Annotated in this window: 15 protein-coding genes; 7 read left to right on the plus strand and 8 right to left on the minus strand. The window is 35.8% G+C overall.

What is annotated here, in order from left to right; genetic code table 11:
* Positions 1-10: 10 nt before the first annotated feature.
* The gene (locus IEV50_RS09830) at positions 11-373 is read right to left on the minus strand and encodes a response regulator (protein ID WP_188413573.1); all 363 of its coding nucleotides are present in this window, start codon (positions 371-373) and stop codon (positions 11-13) included.
* Positions 374-494: 121 nt separating this feature from the next.
* On the opposite strand from IEV50_RS09830, the gene IEV50_RS09835 reads away from it, so the two are divergent.
* Both IEV50_RS09835 and IEV50_RS09840 read left to right on the plus strand, forming a co-directional pair.
* A complete protein-coding gene (locus IEV50_RS09835) occupies positions 495-1,712 on the plus strand; it encodes a sterol desaturase family protein (RefSeq protein WP_188413576.1) in 1,218 nt (405 codons plus the stop codon).
* A complete protein-coding gene (locus IEV50_RS09840) occupies positions 1,702-2,394 on the plus strand; it encodes a lysoplasmalogenase (RefSeq protein WP_188413578.1) in 693 nt (230 codons plus the stop codon). The genes IEV50_RS09835 and IEV50_RS09840 overlap by 11 nt, the downstream gene beginning before the upstream one ends.
* Positions 2,395-2,567: 173 nt before the next feature.
* Here IEV50_RS09840 and pbpC read toward each other — a convergent pair whose 3' ends face one another.
* Together pbpC and IEV50_RS09850 are read right to left on the minus strand one after the other, a co-directional pair.
* Positions 2,568-4,949 carry a penicillin-binding protein 1C gene (gene pbpC, locus IEV50_RS09845; RefSeq protein WP_188413581.1) on the minus strand — a complete coding sequence of 794 codons (2,382 nt, stop codon included), beginning with the start codon at positions 4,947-4,949 and terminating at the stop codon, positions 2,568-2,570.
* 124 nt (positions 4,950-5,073) lie between these two features.
* On the minus strand, positions 5,074-10,668 hold the full coding sequence (locus IEV50_RS09850) for an alpha-2-macroglobulin family protein (RefSeq protein WP_188413582.1): 5,595 nt from the start codon (positions 10,666-10,668) through the stop codon (positions 5,074-5,076).
* A 225-nt stretch (positions 10,669-10,893) separates the two neighbouring features.
* Here IEV50_RS09850 and IEV50_RS09855 point away from each other — a divergent pair, with 225 nt between their 5' ends.
* Positions 10,894-11,316 carry a nuclear transport factor 2 family protein gene (locus IEV50_RS09855; RefSeq protein WP_188413584.1) on the plus strand — a complete coding sequence of 141 codons (423 nt, stop codon included), beginning with the start codon at positions 10,894-10,896 and terminating at the stop codon, positions 11,314-11,316.
* 148 nt (positions 11,317-11,464) lie between these two features.
* Here the strand turns inward: IEV50_RS09855 and IEV50_RS09860 are convergent, their stop codons facing one another.
* The 3 genes from IEV50_RS09860 to IEV50_RS09870 all read right to left on the minus strand — a co-directional run bounded on the left by IEV50_RS09860 (position 11,465) and on the right by IEV50_RS09870 (position 15,897).
* Positions 11,465-11,869: a hypothetical protein gene (locus IEV50_RS09860; RefSeq protein WP_188413586.1), complete on the minus strand. Its 405-nt coding sequence runs from the start codon at positions 11,867-11,869 to the stop codon at positions 11,465-11,467.
* Positions 11,870-12,140: 271 nt separating this feature from the next.
* On the minus strand, positions 12,141-14,690 hold the full coding sequence (gene topA, locus IEV50_RS09865; protein WP_188413588.1) for a type I DNA topoisomerase: 2,550 nt from the start codon (positions 14,688-14,690) through the stop codon (positions 12,141-12,143).
* A gap of 133 nt (positions 14,691-14,823) precedes the next feature.
* Positions 14,824-15,897, minus strand: coding sequence for a serine hydrolase domain-containing protein (locus IEV50_RS09870; RefSeq protein WP_188413590.1), 1,074 nt, complete (start codon positions 15,895-15,897; stop codon positions 14,824-14,826).
* Positions 15,898-16,163: 266 nt separating this feature from the next.
* On the opposite strand from IEV50_RS09870, the gene IEV50_RS09875 reads away from it, so the two are divergent.
* Positions 16,164-16,679 carry a glutathione peroxidase gene (locus IEV50_RS09875; protein ID WP_188413592.1) on the plus strand — a complete coding sequence of 172 codons (516 nt, stop codon included), beginning with the start codon at positions 16,164-16,166 and terminating at the stop codon, positions 16,677-16,679.
* A gap of 186 nt (positions 16,680-16,865) precedes the next feature.
* Here the strand turns inward: IEV50_RS09875 and aqpZ are convergent, their stop codons facing one another.
* Both aqpZ and mnmA read right to left on the minus strand, forming a co-directional pair.
* Positions 16,866-17,573, minus strand: a complete 708-nt coding sequence (gene aqpZ / locus IEV50_RS09880) for an aquaporin Z (protein ID WP_188413594.1) — start codon at positions 17,571-17,573, stop codon at positions 16,866-16,868.
* A 191-nt stretch (positions 17,574-17,764) separates the two neighbouring features.
* Positions 17,765-18,856 carry a tRNA 2-thiouridine(34) synthase MnmA gene (gene mnmA, locus IEV50_RS09885; RefSeq protein ID WP_188413607.1) on the minus strand — a complete coding sequence of 364 codons (1,092 nt, stop codon included), beginning with the start codon at positions 18,854-18,856 and terminating at the stop codon, positions 17,765-17,767.
* A 188-nt stretch (positions 18,857-19,044) separates the two neighbouring features.
* Here mnmA and IEV50_RS09890 point away from each other — a divergent pair, with 188 nt between their 5' ends.
* The 3 genes from IEV50_RS09890 to IEV50_RS09900 all read left to right on the plus strand — a co-directional run bounded on the left by IEV50_RS09890 (position 19,045) and on the right by IEV50_RS09900 (position 23,492).
* Complete coding sequence (locus tag IEV50_RS09890) at positions 19,045-21,333, plus strand: GH92 family glycosyl hydrolase (RefSeq protein WP_188413609.1); 2,289 nt, start codon at positions 19,045-19,047, stop codon at positions 21,331-21,333.
* Between the two features lie 228 nt (positions 21,334-21,561).
* The gene (locus IEV50_RS09895; RefSeq protein ID WP_188413611.1) at positions 21,562-22,239 is read left to right on the plus strand and encodes a response regulator transcription factor; all 678 of its coding nucleotides are present in this window, start codon (positions 21,562-21,564) and stop codon (positions 22,237-22,239) included.
* Positions 22,236-23,492, plus strand: coding sequence for a sensor histidine kinase (locus tag IEV50_RS09900; protein ID WP_188413614.1), 1,257 nt, complete (start codon positions 22,236-22,238; stop codon positions 23,490-23,492). Before IEV50_RS09895 ends, IEV50_RS09900 begins: the two co-directional genes overlap by 4 nt.
* Positions 23,493-23,563 lie beyond the last annotated feature (71 nt).

Here is a 23,563-nt window from a genome sequence, read left to right on the forward strand (position 1 = left end):
TTTTTTATATCTAATTTAAGGTTAATCTATTCACTTTTTGCAACATCAATGCAATGTTAAATGGCTTTTCTAAATAATCATCGGGATGATATTTTTGAGCATTAATATACGTTTCATCATATCTTGCAGATGCCATAATCACAAGTATTTGTTCGGTATCAGGATTAGAGCGCAATTGTTTGAATACCGCTCTTCCATCCATTCCGTTTAACATTACATCTAAAATTATTAAATCGGGATTAAATTCTCTAATGGTTTTGAAAATAAATCTTGGAGATAATAATGGGTAAACAGTGTAATGTTCACCTTCTAATGCAAGCTGAAAAACCTCTAAAATATCTGGGTCATCATCAACAATAAGTATTCTTTTCAAATTTATTTTCTGTTATTTTATTATTTAATACTGCTAATACAAAATCAGACACATAATGTTTCAGCTTAGCAGTTTTTTTTCTAAATTGTAAACTGATATTTCTAACCAAATATTTTTTTCCATGAAGGTAGATTACATTGCGTTATCTGTACCCGTATTTTTTATCCTTATCGGGATTGAACTTGCCTATAACTTTTATAAAAAACTGGATTATTACAGGTTAAATGATAGTATTTCAAATTTAAGTCAGGGGATAGGGCAGCAGCTTACCGGCATTTTTATGAAAACGGCACTGTTTTTTGGTTATAAGTATATTTTTGAACATTGGCGACTTTTCGAAATGCCAAAATCCATTTGGGTTTGGATTATCTTATTTATCGGTGTAGATTTTTTCTATTACTGGTTTCACCGTATGAGCCACCAGGTGAATGCCCTTTGGGCGGCACATATTGTTCACCATCAATCAGAAGAATACAATTTAACTGTTGCACTGCGCCAGAGCTGGTTTCAGGGATGGTTTAGCTGGGTTTTTTATTTACCCTTGGCTTTTGCCGGTTTCGACCCAATTATGTTCTTAACCTTGAGTTCTTTTAATACTTTATATCAATTTTGGATTCATACCCGAGCCATTAAATCGATGGGTTTATTAGAATATATTTTGAATACGCCTTCACATCACCGGGTTCACCATGGTTCAAATCCAAAATACATCGATAAAAATCATGCTGGCACGCTAATTATTTGGGATAAATTTTTCGGGACTTTTCAAAAGGAAGAAGAGGAAGTTTATTACGGCATCACGAAACCTTTAGCCAGCTGGAATCCGGTTTGGGCAAACCTCCATTATTGGGATGATTTGGTGAAAACTGCCAATCAATCTCCTAAATTTAGTGATAAATTAAAGGTATTTTTAAAACCGCGAGGATGGTTTCCGGCTCATTTAGGTGGTTTTCAACTGGCGCCAGAAATAAATGCAGCTGTTTATAAAAAGTATAATCCTGGCTATCAAAATAAATTAACAGGTTACGTTTTGGTACAGTTTGCTATTGCTTTGGGTGCTGGTTCGCTCATTTTATTTTCTTATACCAAAATGGAAATTACCGCCTTACTTTCGGGAACATCATTCACCATGCTTACTTTAATAAGTTGTGGCGCACTATTAGAGCAAAAAAAATGGCTGGTAAAATTCGAATACGGTAGATTATTATTAAGTTTTTTATTGGTTTTTATTTTAAAATTTCCAATTGGTTATCAAGTAATATTTGCAGGCATACAGTTAATATCCGTAATTTGGTTCTTCAGTTTGCAAAAAGCAAATCCCGTTACCAATGAAAACTAAACTATTTGCCTCAATTTTTGCGCTTATATTTATCGTTCAACTATATGCAGAAACGATAAGTAATATTCCACTTCGTAATTTTTCAAAACCACTTATTGTTATTACCTTATTGATTTGGCTTTACAGCAGTACAAATCTTAAAGGAAGGTTTCACAAACGCATATTTACAGGTTTAGTTTTTGGTTTAATTGGCGATATTTTTTTGATGCTGCAATCTGGCAGACCAAGCTTTTTCATGTTCGGTTTAATTGCATTTTTGTTTTGCCATATTTTTTACATCAGGGCATTTATCCTCGACCATAAATCTAATCCCAATTACAAGAATCCTTTCTTTTTATGGGCAACTGGGGCCTTTGCAATCTTCTGCTCGGGTTTGTTTTTTTACCTGCAGCCAAATTTGGGTGCCATGCAATTTCTGGTTTTAATGTACGCCGTCATCATTACATTTATGGCAATAATGGCCGTTAACCGTTACGGTAAAGTAAATATTTTCAGTTTTAAATTGATACTTTTTGGGTCTATATTCTTCCTTTTTTCTGATAGTGTGTTGGCGGTTAATAAGTTCACACAGCCCATTCCTCAAGCAGGCGTAGTAATTATGGCTAGCTACATGATTGCGCAATACCTCATCGTTTACGGAACAATTGCTAGAGAATTGGTGGTGAAACAAACGGAAATTTAAGCCTCACCCTGTCAATGATTATATGTTATATTCTTTTGTGCGAGTCCCTCCCCAGAGGAGAGAAAAACAAAGGTCCGTAGCTTTGACCCATAGCATTATTACCACAGGGTTTAAAGTATTGCTCGTTGAAACCCTTTCCTCTGGAGAGGGCGACTACAAAATTTGCCTCACTTCTATCTTTCAAAGGGAGAGGCTTTATCTAATACCGTAAAAGTTTGCACTAGTCTTTCTCCGTTTTCATCAACGAGCGTTAATGTATGTTTCCCAGGTGGCGGACTAATTGCCAATTGATGGTAGTTTGTGGTTGTGGCAACATAATCATTATCAATATGCCAATATATTTTTGAGCTTTGATTCCTGTGTGCTGCATTTAAAACAATTTTGCCTCGTGCGCCATCTAATTCTAAAGGAATGTAAACCGTTGCTCCATTCTTTGGATAAATCAATTCCATTACACTATTGCCACCAGAAACATCGCAACCAGTCTTAAAGGGAGGCGAGGTTTTATAATCACTATTTTTAATTTTATAATAGTATTCCATCGCTGGTGGTAAAATGAACCAACTTTTATGTTGCATATTGGTTACACTTTCGCATTGGTCGGTTACTCGGTAAATCCCCGCTCTATCCAAATGAATGGTTTTATGAAACGGACAAACCACAGTTTTTTCGCCAGCTGTGGGTGCCAACTCATCTATTACATCAGGACAAGATTCGCCTGCTTTGTAGCCACTTTGTTTACAAACCTTAATTTTCTTTAGCTTAGTTTTTGGCGTTTCAAACCACTTGCCGTTGGGTAGCAGTCTAAAAATATCAAATAGGACAGGAGCGGCTGCCTCAATACCAACCAAACCTGGTCGGCCTTCGCCATCGGCATTGCCAACCCAAACACAAACTACATAATTGGGCGTTAAACCAACCGCCCATGCATCCCGGAAACCAAAACTCGTTCCGGTTTTCCAAGCCACTCTTTGCGATGATGAAAACTGTTCCCACAAACCTTCATCACCAGGACGCATTACTTCTTCCATGGCATTAAAAGTAGCCCAGATGGCACCATGGTCTAAAAAGGAATTGCGTTGATAATCCTTTTCATCTTTCTTAAACGTCTTATAATATGTGGCTTGATTGTAATCTGCCGGGTTGTATAAACCTTTGTACGTATTGAAATGGTTTAAGGTACGCACCATGCTCATATACGTATTGGCTAAATCCCACATGGTAACTTCGCTTCCTCCTAAAATTAGAGATAAACCATAATGGTCTGCAGGTTGGTTTAGCGTACCAATACCCAGTTTTTTCAGCTTATCGTAAAACCGTTCGTATTTATATTGCTGCAACATTTTAACGGCAGGAATATTTAACGAGCGACTTAAAGCTTTATCAGCAGCAATTGCACCATCGTAACCCAAATCATAATTTTGCGGGGAATATCCTGCGATTTGTGTCGGCACATCAGGAATCAAGGTATGCGGCAAAATAAATCCATCGTTCAGCATACTGGCGTAAAGCAAGGGTTTTAATGTACTTCCCGGACTTCGAGGCGCCTTTATCATATCAACATGGCTTTGTAAATCTGCATTTTCTGGTTGATATATATTTCCGACATAACTTACTACTTCTCCGGTTCTGGCATTTAAAACCAAAGCCGATATGTTATTAATATCGTTGGCTCTGTAACGGTTATTGTATCGCTTTAAAATGGCGTTTATCTTGAGTTGAACATCTTCATTCAAAGTGGAAGTTATTCTTGTAGAATTGATTTCTAAACTAGCTCTTTCTTGCTTAAAGCGGTTTAATAAATGTGGTGCATTTTGAGGCAAGGGTAGCGGCTTGCCCGGAACAGGTTCTAGCTTAGCCAAGTTGGCTGTATTTTGGTCGATGTATTTTAGCTTTGCTAATTTATCCAATAAATCGTTTCGCTTTTTAATTAATCTTGCTGAGTTTTTTCCGGGATGAACCAGCGATGGGCTATTTGGTAAAACGGCTAAAGTTGCCATTTCTCCCCAAGAAAGCGTTTTGGCATCTCTGCCATAATAACGCCAACTTGCTGCATCTAAACCCACAACATTACTTCCAAAAGGTGCGTTTGCTGCGTACAGACCAATAATTTCTTTTTTCGAATATTTTAACTCTAACCTGAAAGCTAGAATGATTTCGTAGAATTTTTGCCAAACTGTTCTATCTTTCTTTCTTGATAAACGAATGATTTGCATGGTTAAGGTGCTGCCGCCACTTACTACACTTTTAGCTTTGAAGTTTTGACGCATCGCCCTGCTCATGGCTAAAAAATCTATTCCGAAATGGCTATAAAATCGCTTATCTTCAAAAGCAATAATGCAATCCTTAAATTTTACGGGAACAGAATCGGCGACGGGAAAGCGCCATTGTCCATCACTTGCGATAGCTGCACTTAACAAATTTCCATTACTCGCCTCAATTACAAATGAAGTAGGAGATTTGAAAAGTTTAGCTGGAAGTAGAAATAAAAACACCAAAAGCAATAAGATACAGATGATATCGGTAAAAATAATTGCCTTTGGTATTTTACTCATTTACATTATAAAAATTTTAATCGTAGCCTCCAGCTACAATATATATGTTGTTTTATTTATAATTTGAAGAAACTATTATTTTTTCTAGTCTTAACCTCAACCTCATTCTTAACCTCAGCCTCAACTACTTTACCACCTGAACCCATTTTCCATCTTGCGTAGCAGAAATATCATTGTTGTACATCGCCTCGCATTGAACTGCCGATAAATAATACTTCCCTAAATAAGAGGCATTTAGCAGAACCTTATAAACCAGGCTTTCATTTTCACGGATATTGAAATAGGTGAAAACCCTGTCATCACGAATATCCTGATAGGTAAAAGGCGATGATGCCAAAATACTCTGATTATCGTTCACTCGTGTGTTGATAATTTCCCATCCCGAAGGGAAAATTTGGGTAAGCGCCATCTGTTCGTAATAACCCATTCTACCAGGATTTTTTATAGTCACTTCTGCATAAAAATCAGTTCCCTGTTTTAAAGTCGTTGGGTCTAAGGCCGTGCCGTTTAAACGTTTATAAACCACGTTCATATCCAAAACATCAGATCGGTTGGGTAAGAAATTATTCTGGCCCGCAACAGGTTGACCTTCCAAAACCAAACGAACAAACAACACATTATTGCCATTATTGGTTATTGATGCTGTGTTTCCTTTAAAGCTGACAGCCGTACTGTTGATGTACTGACCAGAATTTACAGGTGCAGATTTTCCATCTAACACATATTGGTATTGCAACTTATTTGATGATTGATTGGTGCCACAGAACTTCGCGATAGCCAATAAACTGTAAGCCGTAGTTTGGGTGCTGTACCATGTGTTTTCACCTAATTTAGCAGCCAAGGGTTGCAATAAACTTGCTGCCTTTGCTTTTTGTCCAAGCAAGGTTAACGTTTCTAAAATCATCGCCTCATCACGGACATCGGAACCATAGGTTCCGCCGAGTTGTTTGTAAGGTTGTATTGAAGTGTCTAATCCGCGAATCATGTTTTGCGCCACATCGTTTTGACCTGCTAACTTATATGCAGCGGCCAAGCGCCATTTTGCAGAAACCGACAAATACTCAAAAGCTTTCAATCTGTTCATCGCGGCCATTTCTGGTTTTTTAGCCAGGGCAAGCATATATAAACGATAAGCTTGAGATAAATCGCCACCATAAAAATTATTACTGTTTGGTGCCCAATTTGCAGCTTTAGCTTTTTGGAAACGCAACAATTCGTCCAATAATCCAACAGGTAAAGTATAACCTGCATTCTGTGCTTCAACTAAAAAATGACCGCCATAATTACTTCCCCATTCATCTGCATTTGCATCGCCGGGCCAATAAGATAAGCCCCCATCAGTAGTTTGGAAACCCTTAATTCGGGTAATTCCGGCTTTGATGTTTTTCTCAGTCATGGCTTTTTGTTGCTCACTTAGCGGGCTTAATCTATCCAAATACAATTGAGGAAAAATGCCTGAGGTAGTTTGCTCAATACATCCATGTGGATATTGAATCAGGTAACTCAAACGTTTTTTAAGGTTAATCGATGGGATAGATGACACCTCTAACGTTCCTGAATTTGTACCATTCATTCCGATAGGTGAATAATTTACAGCCCATTTTTGTCCGGGTTGAACCGTTGCGGAAACCACATTTGTGATGTAAGGATTTGGATTTCGAATGTCCATTTCTACATCATAATCTGTTCGTTCTCCTCCACTTTGCGCAATCACCTTCACTTTGGTAATACCAACCGTGTTTGGCGCTTTCACCTCGAAATACGCCATCTGCTCGCCAGTTTGCTTGTAGTAAAGTTGTTGTTTATTTGTGCCCTGAACAATCAAATTATTCGCCTGAAGTTGTACAGAAACATTCTTTAAATTTTTCTCTGTAGCAAAAACCGTAACTGGCAAAGTAAAGGTTTCACCCGGACCAATTACTCGAGGTAATGTTGCCAAAACCATCAAAGGTTTTTTCACCTGAACGGATTTTTCTGCAAATCCATAAGCAGCATCCTGACCAGCAACAACCATTGCCCGTACAGCGCCAATATATTGTGGCAATTTAAATTTATGCGTTTTACTTTCGCCTTTACCAATTGTAAATGGTCCCATAAATTTTACAACCGCTTTAAATCGGTTTGCCTTAGCCGGATTAAGATTTTTGTTGATGCTACCATCACCACCAATACTTAAAATGCGTTCTAAATTACCTCCCCAAGCGCCTAAAACGTAATCAAATAAATCCCAGGTTTTAACACCCAATCCTTCACGGGCATAAAAAGCACCATGTGGATCTGGCGTTTTAAAACGGGTCAAATCCAACAATCCTTCATCAACCAAAGCAATGGTATAAGTCATTGCCTTGCCGTTTTGCTCACCTACGGTAATGGTATTTTCGGTTTCAGGTTTAATTTTATCCAACATTTTTATGGTTGGTTTTAAAATCGTTTGTGGGTCTTCAACAGAAATTGGAATTGCACCATACATTCTGATTGGCAAATCATTAACGGTTTGTGCATGAGGTTGTAACAGCGTAATGTTTGCGAAAACATTCGGTGCCATTTCTTTCTCGGCTTTAAATTTATATTGCGTTTGTCCTGCCTCAGTATCAATCCAGAAGGTTTTTAAAACGCGACTGCCATTTTCAATAGAAACCAATGCTCTACCATTTTTAGCGGTAGGAATGGTTAGCGTAATGTCTTCACCAACGGTAAATTTCTCTTTGTTGGCAGTAAAAGATAACATCGATGCCTCCGTTGGATTTGTACCTTGCTCACGTTGTGCCCATCCTGGCCAATCTACATAAACAGATTTTCCGGTTACGTGGCCACCATTTAAATCGCGAACCAAAATCAAATATCTTCCCCATTCTGGCTCGTTTATGCGTAAATTCCAACTCCCTTTACCATTTGATAAACTTACCTGATGCGTTTCTACCAACTTATTGTATTGGTTTTGTGTGAAATTTGCATAAGTGTATTGGTTATCCTGTTCCCACCACCAACGCCATTGCGTTTTATATAATTCTACCTGAACAGTTTTACTGCCCGAGAGCAATTTTCCATCAGTATTTACATTTACAATCTCAATTTTATGGTCTTTTCCGGTAACCAGCATGCCACTTAATTTATCGCCTTTCTCCGGGCGAACACCTAAATAGTTATTGTAAACATGATACGGAATGCTAAAATTATCAATACTAAAATTACCGCCCGGTTCGAAAACTTTGGTCGTAAAATTCGCTCTTAAAATTCCGGGTGCTGTATTGTTTTCATTAAGGTTTGTATTCACTTGTGCACTACCATCGCCATTTAGTATACCCTCAAAAATAGTTTTAACCTGCGATTCAAAATTAACCGTTGGATTATCGAAACTGTAACCTTCAAAACCTTTAAATTTGGTTTCAGTGGTATTGAGGTTAACATCAACTTTAGCCTTTAAATTTTGCGCAGGCGAGCCAAATAGCCATTTTGCAGATAGGGTAGCGGCCGAAGTTCCGGCAGTTAAGTAAGGTTTATTGCCAACATTAAAATCAATTTTTAATCGATTGGGCATCACCGTTTCAATCTTCAAAGTTTTGGTGAAAGTGGCACCACCAGCTTTTACTTTGGTCATCCAGTTGCCTGTAGGGGCGGTGCTTTCCGTTGCGGTTTTAAAAGTATAGAAACCATTTAATGGTTTGCCATTAATTAAGCGTTTATATAATTGTCCTTTCGGATTATAAAACTCCATTGTAACCGGATAATTTGCAGGAAGTTTCTTTAGTTTATCTTCTAAAACGAAAGAAACAAACAAACTATCACCTGGTCGCCATACGCCACGTTCGCCATAAATAAATCCTTTTAATCCGCTTTGAACTACATCGCCACCAACATCGAAACGACTTAAAGGCAGCGAACTTCCATCATCTAATTTTAAATAACCACGTTCTGAACCATTCTTGGCAATCAATAAAAATGGCTGGCGTTTTAGATCGAATCTGGCGAAACCATCTCCATCGGTTTTGGTAGTAAAAATGATTTGTTTCTGGTAATCCATCAATTCCAGATTCACACCGCTCAAAGGTTTTGCCGTTAATAAATCAGTTGCTACAATGAGCATACTGTTATCATTGCCGCGTTTGGCGACTAAGCCAATATTCGATGCAATTAGGTTTCTACTTGCCCAGCGTTGGTTGGTGTAAAATGATGGTGTGCAAGGATTGTCCTTATCATCCCAACGGTAATTATTGGGATAGTAATTGTTGTAACGTTGCCAAAAATTATCATCTTCATCAATTTTTTCGCCATAACTTTCATCTTCACCGTAATAGCTGCTTTCCTCATTATCTTCGCCAGGTTTTTCATCATTTGCTTTACAGTTATAAGCATTGTATTCTTGTCTGAAAGCGATGGTAACCCGATACATAGCACCAGGTTCAGTGCGAATCATTTTATCTAAATCAAGTGTAAAACGATTTTTTTTATGCAGGTTTAGAGATTTGTCTTCATCTAATCTGACGGTTTTTTGCAATATTGGTTTTGCTACACGGCGCAATTCATTTCCATCTTTATAGCTATTGGTTTGGAAAAATTGCGGGATGTTATTTTCGTAAATTTTGATAACCGTAACATCAACAGCTTTTAGGTTGATGGCCTCGAAAGGTAATACCAATTTACCCGAATTTGGCAAAATTGTCCCGGCACCGGCTATGGTTACGGATGGTAATTTATCTTCAAAAACCAAGTTAGCCGTTTTGCCACCTGTTAAAGTTTTTCCATTGATATTTTCTACACCGTTATTTACATTTAGCGTGTAGTTGCCTTTTAATTCTTCGGCGGCATAAACTTTTACCTGACTTGCATCTATCGTAAATCTTAAATCACTCAGGTTGCCCAAGGTAATCATACCAGTTAAATCCTGACCAACACCAATAGGTTCAGAAAACTGCACTAAAGCGTAGTCTTCTTCGCCTTGAATGGCTTTAATATCTAAAATTTCAAACTTATTTAAAGCCGGAATTCTAATTTCTTCTTCACCTTTTTGTTCCGCATCAATGGCATCTCCATCCCAATTTATTTTTAAAGTTTGGTCGGTTGATTTTTTCTTTATGCTATCTATTGTAAATTTCGAAGTGTTTTTAGCAGGGTTGTGTTGCCATTTCACTTTTAATTTCTGGTCGAAATTCAACTCAATAATCTTTTCAATTTTCGCAGTTTCTTCCCCATCAGAGGTTGCCAGTTCTCCGGTTAATTTCATATAATCAAGCGAAGTATTGTTCTGAGAAACTAAACCATTTTGCGATAATATTACACCCGGTGTGATTACTTTAAACTCGAAATCGAAATCTTCTAAACCTTTTTCAGTTGCCGAAACCTCTGATAACTTAAAAGTAGCTTCATATTCTTTGCCTGGTTTCAAATTTTCATCTGGACGAAATTCTACGGTTTGCGGGTCAATCCAATAGGTTTTACCCGAAATAGATGGAGAGAAATCAAATAAATCCCGCGAATCTGCCTTGCCTAAATCTTGCATTCCCGTTGCGGCATTAGCCAAATGAACGCGAATAAAACTTTTTTTAGAGATGGTTCCAGAAGTGTATGCCTCAATGTATTTAGCATAAGCCTGGCTATCTTCATTCGATTTCTTTTTATGCCTGAAATAAATAAAAAGAATTGCCGCAATAGATACGACAAGCAAGCCAATAAAAATAAATTTCTTTTTGGATGAAGATTGGTAGGTAGATGGTTGTTCCATTTATTGAGATTATAATTAGATATGTTGGATAAATTGTTGGCAAAGATTTTTACAGGCGAATATTTAGCTTACTCAATTTTTACCGCATTATTTAAATCAATATTAAATTGATGAAAATTAACTAAAATTCCTATTAAAATAATTTATGTTGAAAAATAATAGTTTTGGTTTGTTCCTTTAATTCGATTTGGATAAGTTTACACCATCAACCCAATTCTACCAAATATGATTAAGAAATTTTTAATTCTCGCCAGCTTTTTAATGATTGCCAATTGCTCTTTCGCACAAAAAGCTGAGGTAGAAAATGCAGTAAACCAACTTGCCAAATTGATGGTTTCGCCTGATAGCTTGGCTTTAGATAAATTAATTTTAAACGACTTAAGTTATGGTCATTCGAGTGGAAAGGTTCAAACCAAGCAAGAATTTATGCATTCTTTGTTGTCTTCTGAATCTGATTTTGTGGATATAAATTTAACTGACCAAACCGTAATTGTTCAAAATAAAACAGCTTTGGTTCGACATATTTTAAATGCAAAAACCAACGATAAAAATGTGCCTGGAAATGTAAAGCTGCATATTTTACTGATTTGGAGCAAAGAAAAGGGAGGCTGGAAATTGCTTGGTAGACAAGCGGTTAAGGTAAATTAAGGTGGTTCAATTGTGTCATTGGTTCATTCGTCATTTGTATGTGATGCCTAATCTTCTCTCTAATCTATTAAGTAAAGACGATGAGTTTAATTATTAACTTTTTGAGCTTGAACAGATTATCCAAATGAACAAATGACTAATGAACATTTTATTTAATCATCACTCCAGGTCTGTTCACCAGCGGAATTTTAATTAAATTGGTATCAATTATACTTTCTGGCAAGAAGATGAATTTCTTATCGTAAATGGTAGTGCCGATGTAATAACTTAACCAATATTCGTTTGTTAATCCAAAGACTTCAGGGTCGATGGCTTCGACGCCTTTAAAATCCTGAGCACTCATATCACCAATGAAATGCCTTAACACAGATGTTTTAACTTGTTTGCCATCTTTTTCACCATAACCTTTCGAGCTAATTAAAACATTGGTAATAGGCTCATTTTTTAGGTTAACAAGGTAAACCGTCCAGTTTTTTACTTCTGGTGTTTCACTCATGAGCACAACCGCCATTGCGATATCTTCTACTGTATTTTCTGTTAAATCCGCTTTCAAATTTAAAATGATTGAATGGGTAAATGATTGAATTAGTGAATGATAGATTGAGAGAATGATTGAATTATTGAGTGATAGATTGAGAGAATGATTGAATTATTGAGTGATAGATTGAGAGAATGATTGAGTTAGTGAATGATTGAATGATAGATTGAGCGAATTAGTGAATTAGCTCTGGATTACATTTGGATATTTAATATTATTAGATAAGCAATTTCATCTCGATAATCATAAAATCCTTTAATCCTGGTAAAAATCCTTTAATCCTGGTCTATTTTTTCTTCTTCGCCACTGCCTTCTTCTTAGCTGGTGCTTTTTTCTTCGTTTCGAAAGCCTTTGGAACCTGCTCTACAATCATTTTCTTTATCACTTCCAAATCTACATCAGCCAATTCTTCAGGCGTATATTTTTGTTTAGTCTTTTCGTTATACCTCAATTTCAGCATCAATTTACCGAAACGAATGAACGGTCCCCAGCGGCCATTTTCGATTGAGATTTTCTCTTCATCCCAAGTTTTAATAAATCTATTCGCCTCTTTTTCAACCTTTTTACCAATCAGCGTATCAATATCTTCCTGCGATAAATTATCGAAATCGTAACCTTTAGCCGGAATATTGATAAATAAATCATTCCATTTAATAAATGGCCCGAATCTACCTTTACCTTTTGTAACACCTAAGCCTTGATAATGTGCAATCGGAGCATCATCATCCATTTTTTGCTTAATAATTTCTACTGCTCTTTCGTAAGTAACCGCTAAAGGCTCTTCATTTTTAGGCAGAGAAATAAAACTTTCACCCCATTTTACGTAAGGACCAAAACGACCGACACCAACCATCACTTCCTTACCTTCATAATCTGGTAGAGAAAAAGGAAGTTTAAACAATTCAAGTGCATCTTCCAGTTGAATGGTTGCTACAGATTGGTTGCGCATTAAACTGGCATAACGAGGTTTTTCTTCTTCATCAAGCTCACCAATTTGCACCAGCGGACCAAATTTACCAACTTTAGTGTACACATTTTTTCCCGTTGCAGGGTCTAAACCAAGCAAACGTTCGCCTGTTGCACGTTCGGCAGTTTCTAAAGTTGTTTCAACTTCTGCATGAAAAGGATTGTAAAAAGAATGCAGCATTTTGGTCCACTCTTGCAAACCTTGTGCAATCTCATCAAATTCTTTCTCCACTTTAGCGGTAAAGTTAAAATCAACAATTCCTTTAAAATGCTCAACTAAAAAATCATTAACCACTTCACCAATATCAGTAGGGAAGAGTTTTTGTTTTTCGGCACCAGAAATTTCTGTTTTAATATCTTTTGTAACCGTTCCGTTAGCTAAAACGATGGCGGTAAATTTACGAGGTTTACCATCTCTATCTTCCTTAACCACATAACCGCGGTTTTGTACGGTAGAAATTGTTGGCGCATAAGTAGAAGGGCGACCGATGCCAAGTTCTTCTAATTTTTTTACTAAACTGGCCTCGGTATATCTAGCCGGCGGACGAGAATAACGTTCCGTTGCCTGCATTTCATTTAAAAATAATTCTTGTCCTTTTGCTAGCGGAGGTAGGATAGAGCCGCCTTCTTTTTCTTCGCCCTCTTCATCATCTGTCGATTCTAAATAAACTTTTAAAAAACCATCAAATTTCAAAACCTCGCCCTCGGCAACTAAATGCTCTTTACGGGTTGATGCAGTGATTTGAGCAGTTGTTTTTTCAAATAAAGCCTCGCTCATTTGCGATGCAATAGAACGCTTCCAGATTAAATCGTACAAGCGTTTTTCCGAAATATCACCGTCAACAGTATGCCTGTCGAAATAAGTTGGCCGAATGGCCTCGTGAGCCTCTTGCGCACCAGCAGACTTCGTTCTATAAACCCTTTGATGATGGTATTTATCGCCATAAGCTGATTTTATTTCTGCAGCAGCAGCATTTAAGGCAGTTTCCGATAAATTTACAGAATCCGTTCTCATGTAGGTAATCTTTCCAGCCTCGTACAATCTCTGTGCAACTTGCATGGTTCTCGCCACGGGAAAACCCAATTTTCGTGAGGCCTCTTGCTGCAAAGTTGAGGTTGTAAATGGAGCAGCAGGATTACGTTTTGCTGGTTTAGTCTCTAAACTAGTGATGTCGAATTTCGCTACAGCACAATCCTGAAGAAATTTTTCAGCCTCATTTTCGCTTTCGAAACGTTGTGGTAATTCTGCTTTTACAACTTCTTTTCCTTTTCCGGTAGAAAATTGTGCCGTAATTTTATAAGCAGCAGTGGCATTAAATTGCTGTACTTCTCTTTCTCTATCAACAATTAAACGAACCGCAACAGATTGAACACGACCTGCAGAAAGCGATGGTTTAACTTTCTTCCATAAAACAGGTGAAAGCTCAAAACCCACCAATCTATCTAAAACACGGCGCGCTTGTTGTGCATTTACTAAATTATAATTTATATCCCTCGGACTTTCTATCGCTTTTAATATTGCTGGTTTTGTAATTTCATGAAAAACAATTCGTTTAGTTTTCTCCACTTTTAGGCCTAAAGTTTCGAATAAATGCCATGAAATAGCTTCTCCCTCACGGTCTTCATCGGATGCTAACCATACCATTTCGGCTTCCTTAGCAAGTTTTTTAAGTTCGGCTACCATGCTTTTCTTATCGGCAGGTACTTCATAGGTTTGAGCGAAATTATTTTTAATATCAATCGCCATATCGCCTTTAACTAAATCCCGAATGTGGCCATAGCTCGATTTCACAAGGAAATCTTTACCAAGATAGCCTTCTATAGTTTTAGCTTTTGCAGGTGACTCGACGATTAATAAATTTTTGGCCATGAAATACGTTTTTGTGCAAATAAAGCTATAATTAAAGTATAAATGCAAACCTGACCGATATTTAATGCAATTTTTTTATTAAATATTTTAAAATTTTGGCTTTAGAAACCTCAAAAAGGCTTTAGAAATATACTTAATTAATGACCGCATTTATTTTTTGCCAAAGGCTATTATCGAAACCAGAAATTGCAAAAGATGGGTTCGCCGGATCTGATGCATTGCCCATCCTTACAATAACCATATTTTTACTCGGTATTACGTATATACGTTGATCTGATGCGCCCATTGCAGCGTACATATCGCTTGGAGCATTTGGCACCAAGGCACCCTGGAAAACACTTTGGCTGCCAGGTATCATGTAACTGCTTTTACCATTTAGCCACCATAAATAGCCATAAGAAGGATTTATATTTTGGGATGAATTTATGCTTTCAGAAAAAAAAGATTCATTAATGATTTGCTCTTTATTCCATTTTCCATTGTTTAAAGCCAGTAAACCAAATTTTGCCATGCTTCGAGTGTTACTGTTGTAAATTTTAAATATGATGCCTTCATCCCAAAAACCATCCATACCTATTTTACTTTTTAGTTTATTATTAAAATAGGTTTCAAAACTCTGCTTACTTGCCGCAGATACTACATCCATTAATTTTTGGAAAACGTTAGCATAAGCCCATCTTGTTCCTGCATCAGCTATATATGTTAATTTCGATTTTGTCACCAGTTCACTGCTTTCATCTAATCCCGATGTCATTGTAAGTAAGTGTTTTACTGTAATTAAATTTTCTTTCGCTAACGGTTCACTTGTCCATCCGGTACCCAAATATTGATTAGCAGCAGTACCTATATTTAAAAAACCTTCCTGTTGTGCTATTCCGGTTGTGGTAGCGACTAAAGTTTTGCCTGCACTATTCCATTGCCAGGTATCGCTTGAAGTGTGGCCATTGAAGTATTCTTCTAAAACAATTCTGCCATTTACTAGTATTATAAATGATTTGGAATTTTTCTCTGCAAGGAATTTTTTTAAGTCTTCTACAGCGTTCTGTTTCCATCCAAGACTTGCAATCGGTTTCGTTTCCCAGTTAGTAGAATTATTAGGTGGAAAATACATCTGTTCAGGGTTAGCTGGAGAAGGATTATCACTTCCTTTTTTACAACTTAAAAATGACACATATATGATTATTAGGATAATTTTGAAATTTTTCATAATAAAAGTTGTTGGTTAATTATTACGACAATAAATTTTATATAAGGTTTAATTTACACTGTTTCAATAGTATAGATTATCTAACTTGGATCAATTTGATTATTTATAAGAGAATAATATATTATTTGAAATAGGATTATCTATATCCATTATAATGATGTTGTTTTTAAAATGGGAATATTAATTAAACTTGCCATATTATTTACATGTAAATAACACGAGTAAAAACTATTTGTACTTATATTCGTATATAAAATAAAACAGCAATGATAAATACCATCCTAATCTTATTAAACTTTTTGGTAACAGCACCACCAAAAAATGTTTACGACTTCAGCTTCAAAACAATTGATGGCAAAGAAGTTAAATTATCAAAATTTAAAGGTAAAAAAATCTTAATTGTTAATACTGCATCTAAATGTGGTTTTACACCTCAGTATGAAGATTTAGAAAAACTTCAAAAACAATATGGAAAGAAAGTAGTACTAATAGGTTTTCCGGCAGGTAATTTTGGTGGGCAAGAATTTTCAACAAATGCTGAAATTAAGGAATTTTGCACAGGAAAATATAATGTTTCTTTTACTTTAGCAGAAAAAAGTAGTGTTAAGGGTGATGATATTAGCCCATTATTTAAATACTTAACTTCTCAGACGAATACAGAAGAACAAGGAGAAATTAAATGGAATTTCGAGAAATTCTTAATTAATGAAAAAGGAGAATTAGTACACCGTTTCCGTTCAAAAACAAAGCCTACAGATGAGGCAATTGTGAAGAATCTTTAAAGTGTAGAATTCGAGATGTGAAAGCGAATGATTTTCTCGCACCCAAAATAAAATTGAAAGGGTAAAATGGGAAAATGGAACTAATCCATTTTGCCATTTTACCCTTTTTTAGTTTAATATATTAACGCTTGAAAAACTTTGTTAAAGTCCATCATAAATCTTACGTCATCCCTTTTTAATCTCCAATTAGTTTTTCTCTAAAACAGTTTTCCAAACTACAGCACTTAGTATAGCACCTGTAACGGGTGCCAGTATAAACATCCAAACTTGTTTAAGTGCTTCTCCTCCAGCAATTATTGCAGGACCAATGCTACGAGCAGGATTTACAGAAACACCTGTTATTTTAATGCCAACAATATGTATTAAAACTAAGGAAAGTCCGATAGCCAAACCAGCAAATCCTCCGTTAATGTTTTTTGTAGAAGTTGAGCCAAAAATAACAAGTAAAAAAATAAAAGTAAAAACAGCTTCGGCCGTAAATGAGGCTGTAGAATTATATTCACTTAAATAGCCTTTTCCCCATCCGTTTGAACCCAATGCCCATTCTTTCATTTCGAAACTTACTTGATTGCTAGCAATAAGATATAATAAGCCAGCGCCTGCAATACCACCTAAAATTTGTGCAACAATGTAATAAGCAGCCTCGTTAACTTTCATCCTGCCTGCCACAACCATTCCAATAGAAATTGCAGGGTTAATATGACAACCGGAAATATGCCCGATGGCGTAGGCCATAGCAATAACAGATAAGCCAAATGCAAAAGAAATGCCTAATAAGCCTACGCCAGTTGTGCCATTACCACCTGCTATGACTGCGCTACCGCAACCCATTAAAACTAATACGAGTGTGCCAAGAAACTCAGCGGTGAATTTTGAGAATTTACTAGTCTCCATTTGATTAAATTTTAAAGTTTTAAATAAAAAATAAACAGGGATGACTGTAATCCAAAGTAAAGAAAAAATTATTAATTGATATAGCTTTTTAGAATAATATTTATGATTATAACTTTTTTTTAAATTCTGGATAATAAAAAATCCCAACTGAATGTGCAATTGGGATTGGGAATTTATTGTTTTTCTGATTGTTAGACTAAGAAACCACCACCTAATAAATCGTTTCCTTCATAGAAAACGGCCGATTGTCCTGGTGCAATTGCCGAAACACTGTGATCGAATACAACACGCATTCTATCTTTTTCCTGAACAATTGTGCTTAACATGCCAGCATCTTTATAACGGATTTTTGTAATCACATCATTCATTGGTTCTTCTATACTTGAATATTTTACAAGATTAATATTTCTAACCATTGCTTCTCTGCGCTCCAACTCATCAGCTTTGCCTAATACAACTGTATTGCTTTCAGGTAAAATCTGCGTAACAAACATCGGTTCGCCAAAAGCAATACCTAATCCTTTACGTTGGCCTATGGTATAAAACGGATAGCCTTTATGTTGCCCAACAATCATTCCGTTACTTAAAATGAAATTTCCACCTGCAACTCTATCTTCCAAATCTTCGACTTTATGTTTTAAAAATGCTCTGTAATCATTATCTGGAACGAAACAAATCTCGTAACTCTCCGATTTTTTTGCCAACTCTTCCTGCCCCATATCCAAAGCCATTTGCCGGATTTCGGATTTAGCAAAACTTCCTAAAGGAAATTTTGTACGTGACAAATTTTCTTGGGAAACGCCCCAAAGCACATAAGATTGATCTTTATTTTCGTCTTTACCTTTCGAAATTACATAACGTCCGCTATCTTGCTGGCGGATATTAGCGTAATGTCCTGTTGCTATAAATTCGCAATCCAGTTTGTTTGCACGTTTTAATAAGGCTTCCCACTTAATGTGTGTATTACATAAAACACACGGATTGGGTGTTCTGCCTGCTAAATATTCGTCAACAAAGTTATCAATTACATAATCGCCAAATTCATCTCGAATATCTAAAATGTAATGAGGGAAACCATAGTTTACAGCAAGCGTACGGGCATCGTTAATGCTATCGAGCGAGCAACAGCCGGTTTCTTTGCTACTACCACCTGAAGTTGCATAATCCCAGGTCTTCATGGTTAAACCGATAACTTCATAACCCTGCTCGTGCAACATTACTGCTGCAACCGAACTATCAACCCCGCCACTCATGGCTACCAGAATTCTACCGTGTTTACTCATTTTAAAACTATTGCCTGCAAAAGTAAGGTTTATTTACCTGATTTTTTTAAAAAGCCCCGTCAGTTACTTGTAAAAAGGGATTTGTATTTTTTATGCTAGTTAAACGATTTAGTTTTATAGGATTAAAAGATTTGCATTAAAATTAATATCTTCGAACATCTAAAAATTCAATTAAATTTTAAATTGATATGATTAAAAAATTTATCCTGCCATGCCTGTTGCTCTCTGTCCTTGCGGTATCTGCGCAACAGAAATTAGTACAATATGTTAAACCAATTATTGGTACATCAAAAATGGGGCATACTTATCCTGGTGCAACCGTTCCTTTTGGTGCAGTGCAGTTAAGTCCTGAAACTGATACTTTATCTTACGAAGTAAATGGAAAATATAATGGTGATGTTTATAAATATTGTGCGGGTTATAAATATGAAGATAAAACGATAACTGGTTTCAGTCATACACATTTTAGTGGTACAGGTCATTCAGACTTGGGCGATTTCCTGATTATGCCAACTAAAGGGAAATTACAATTAAACCCGGGAACAGCCTCCGACCCTAAAACTGGTTATCGCTCTGCTTTTTCTCATAATAACGAAGTGGCCGAAGCAGGATACTATAAAGTTAAACTTGATGATGATAATATTACTGCAGAACTTACAGCTACAACAAGGGTAGGAATGCATCAATATACTTTTCCGAAATCTGATCAATCTCATATTATTTTAGATTTGATGGCCGGAATTTATAATTATGAGGAAAAAACTGTTTGGACTTATGTTCGTGTAGTTAACGACACTTTAATTACGGGTTATCGCCAAACAAATGGCTGGGCAAGAACTAGAACAGTTTATTTTGCCATGAGTTTCTCTAAACCATTTAAAAGTTACGGGCGTAAGAGTTACGATGCTAAACAAGCTTATCGTGGTTTTTGGGGCAAATTTAATCAGGATAAAAACTTCCCTGAAATTGCAGGTAAAAAGTTGAAAATGTACTTTGATTTTGATACGCAAGAAAGTGAGAAAATTAAAATCAAGTTTGCTTTATCTCCGGTAAGCCAAGAAAATGCTTTGCAAAATATGCGTGCAGAGATTTCAGGATGGGATTTTGATAAGGTCAAAATGCAAGCACAATCAACCTGGAATAAAGAGCTAAATAAAATTCAAGTTAATACTTCAAACGATAATAAAATAAACTTCTATACAGCGCTTTATCACGCTTTTATAAACCCAACTACTTATACAGATTTAAACGGCGAATATAAAGGTTTAGATCAGGGTATTCATAAAGCAGAGGGTTTTACCAATTACACTACTTTTTCTCTTTGGGATACCTACCGGGCTTTACATCCTTTCTTTAATATCATACAACCAGGGAGGAGTAATGATATGGTTAAATCAATGATGGCACATTACGACCAAAGCAGCTTGCATATGCTACCAATTTGGTCGCATTATGCCAATGATAACTGGTGCATGAGCGGTTATCATAGCGTTTCGGTTATTGCCGATGCGATTATTAAAGGCACATACAATGGTGATGCAAATAAGGCTTTGGATGCTTGCATTACAACATCAAAGCATCGCGATTATGAAGGGATTGGCTATTACATGGATATGGGTTATATACCTGCTGAAAAAAGTGGCGTTTCGGTTTCAAATAACTTGGAATATTCTTACGATGATTGGGCAATTGCACAATTAGCCAAAAAGTTAAACCGGATGGATGTATATGATGAATTCATTAAACGGTCTAATAATTGGAAAAATAATTGGGATAAAGGATCAGGTTTTATGCGTCCGAAATTGGCTGATGGTACGTTTAAAAAAGTTTTTGATCCAAAAGATACAGAAGGACAAGGTTTTATAGAAGGCAATAGCTGGAATTACAGCTTCTTTGTTCCTCATGATCCTGTTGCATTAATTGAAGTGATGGGCGGAAAAGCAAAATTTACGGCCCGATTGGATACATTATTCACCATGCACTTGCCTGATGAATTCTTTGCACATACAGAAGATATTACTCGTGAAGGTATTATAGGCGGTTACGTTCATGGAAATGAACCTGCACATCATATTGCTTATCTTTACAACTGGACTGATAAACCCTGGAAAACACAGGCTCAGGTTCGCCATATTTTAAATATGCAATATAAACCTACAGCCGATGGTTTGGGTGGAAATGACGATTGCGGACAAATGAGCGCTTGGTACATGTTCTCTTCTTTGGGTTTTTACCCGGTTTCACCAGGTTCTGATATTTATTCACTTGGAAGTCCTTTGGTTAACAACGCAGTTTTAAATTTAGAAAATGGAAAAACTTTTATCGTTGAGGCAATTAAACAAAGCGATAAAAATGTGTATGTAGAAAAGGTTTTACTTAATGGAAAAGAAATTACAAACCATCAAATTAAGCATTCTGACATTACTAATGGCGGAAAGCTCACTTTTTATATGTCTCCGAAGCCTAAAAATAAATGAGCAGGTTGTTTTTTAAACAACATTAATGCGCAAACTTCATAAGTCGCTCGGTTATCGTGCGACTTTTTGTTTTTTAAAGAATTGACAACTAATTTTTAGTGTTTTTTGTACGATTCTTATTAAACTCAAACAAAACCGTACATTCCATAATAACTTTGAAACCATATTACTTCAATATTTCTACAGATTTCAAGTATAATATAGTAGTTAATTTCTATTTTAGATAAAATGAAAATCCTGATAGTAGAAGATGAATTAACCATATTGGAAAGTATGCTGAGTTACTTTACTGAAGTTGGTAATGTTTGCGAGTCAGCATCTGATTATTTGTCAGCATCTGAAAAAATAAATCTTTACAATTATGATTGTATCCTGCTTGATTTGGGTTTACCTGATGGTGAAGGTTTAAATTTATTAAAGGAGCTTAAAAAATTAAAAAAGAATGATGGTGTTTTAATCATATCCGCCAGGCATTCTTTAGATGATAAACTATCCGGACTCAACTTGGGTGCTGATGATTATCTGGTTAAGCCTTTTCATTTATCAGAATTAAAAGCCCGGGTTAGTGCCATTGTGCGAAGAAAAAAATTCGACGGAAATAACATTATCACTTTTAATGAAATAAGTGTGGATATTACCAAAATGGAAACTTCGGTTAAAGGGCAAATCATTACCTTAACCAAAAAAGAATATGATCTGCTAATTTACTTCCTATCAAATAAGGGAAAAGTTGTAACTAAAAATGCCATTGCAGAACATCTTTGGGGTGATGAAATGGATATTTCTGATGATTTTGATTTTATTTACACTCATATAAAAAATCTTCGTAAAAAAATAATAGAGGCAGGCGCAAGCGATTATCTACAATCTGTTTACGGCATTGGCTATAAGTTTGGTATGGTATGAGATTAGCAGATAGATATAATCGAGTTAACTTAATCACTGCGTTAATCGTTTTTTTAATTACGGGCATAATCTATTACTTAGTTATCCATTTTATATTCAGAGAAAAGCTCGATAGAGATTTAACAGTAGAAGAAGATGAAATTAAACAATATGTAAGTACGTATAACAAGCTACCTTTGCCCGCTAGTTTTCTCGATCAGCAGGTTAATTATCAATTACTAAAAGGTGGTACTAAGGAAAGCAGATCTTTTAAAAATACTAATTATTATAATTCTAAGGAAAAAGAATTGGAGCCTGGCAGGAGTTTAATCACAACATTAGTTCAAGGCAATAAATTATATATAGTTACCATAACCAAATCAAGATTGGAAGTAGATGATTTAGTTAGAATTATTGTACTAATAACACTTGGAGTTACCTGTTTGCTTTTGATTAGTTTAATTTTGATAAACCGTTTTATTTTAAAACGACTTTGGAAGCCTTTCTATTTTATTTTAGAACAAATGAAAGCTTTTAATCTCGTAAAGATGAATGAAATAGAATTGAATCCGACAGGCGTTGATGAATTTAAAGAACTTAATACTTCTGCTGCTCAAATGGCTTCGAGGGTAAGGCAAGATTATAAAGAGCTTAAAAGTTTTACAGATAATGCCTCTCATGAAATGATGACACCGCTTGCGGTCATAAACTCTAAATTAGATACTCTGCTACAATCAGGGCCGATAAGTGAACAACAAGGCGTTATTTTAGAAGATATTTATAATGCAATTAATCGCTTATCAAAGCTTAATCATTCACTTCTGTTGCTAACAAAAATTGAAAATAATTTAATTGCCGATGTCCAGATTGTTGATTTTAAGGATTTGATAGCAGAAAAATCCAGACAGTTCCAGGAAATAATAAAGAAAGAACAACTCATCTTAAATATAAATTTATCACCTTGTGAAATTGAGATGAGCCGTTATCTGGCTGATATTTTATTAAATAATTTGGTTGGTAATGCAGTTAAATACAACCATACAAATGGTTGTATTACTATAAATCTCAAAGCCGATTCTATAGAAGTAATTAATTCTGGAAAAAATTTTCCACTAACTGAGCAACATTTCGATAGGTTTTTTAAATCAGCTTCTTCAGAAGGAATGGGATTAGGACTTGCCATTATAAAGCAAATCTGCAACCTTTATAATTTTTCAATCGAATATTCTTTCTCTCAAGGAACTCACTGCTTTACAATTTTGTTTGAAAATTAAAGTTATTTGTAGTTTTAAAATAGCTTGTTAGTTTCATCGTTGAATTTTAAGTTAACGGATGCTTCAAAGTA

Source organism: Pedobacter mendelii (assembly GCF_014635725.1).
GTDB classification, from domain to species: Bacteria; Bacteroidota; Bacteroidia; order Sphingobacteriales; family Sphingobacteriaceae; genus Pedobacter; species Pedobacter mendelii.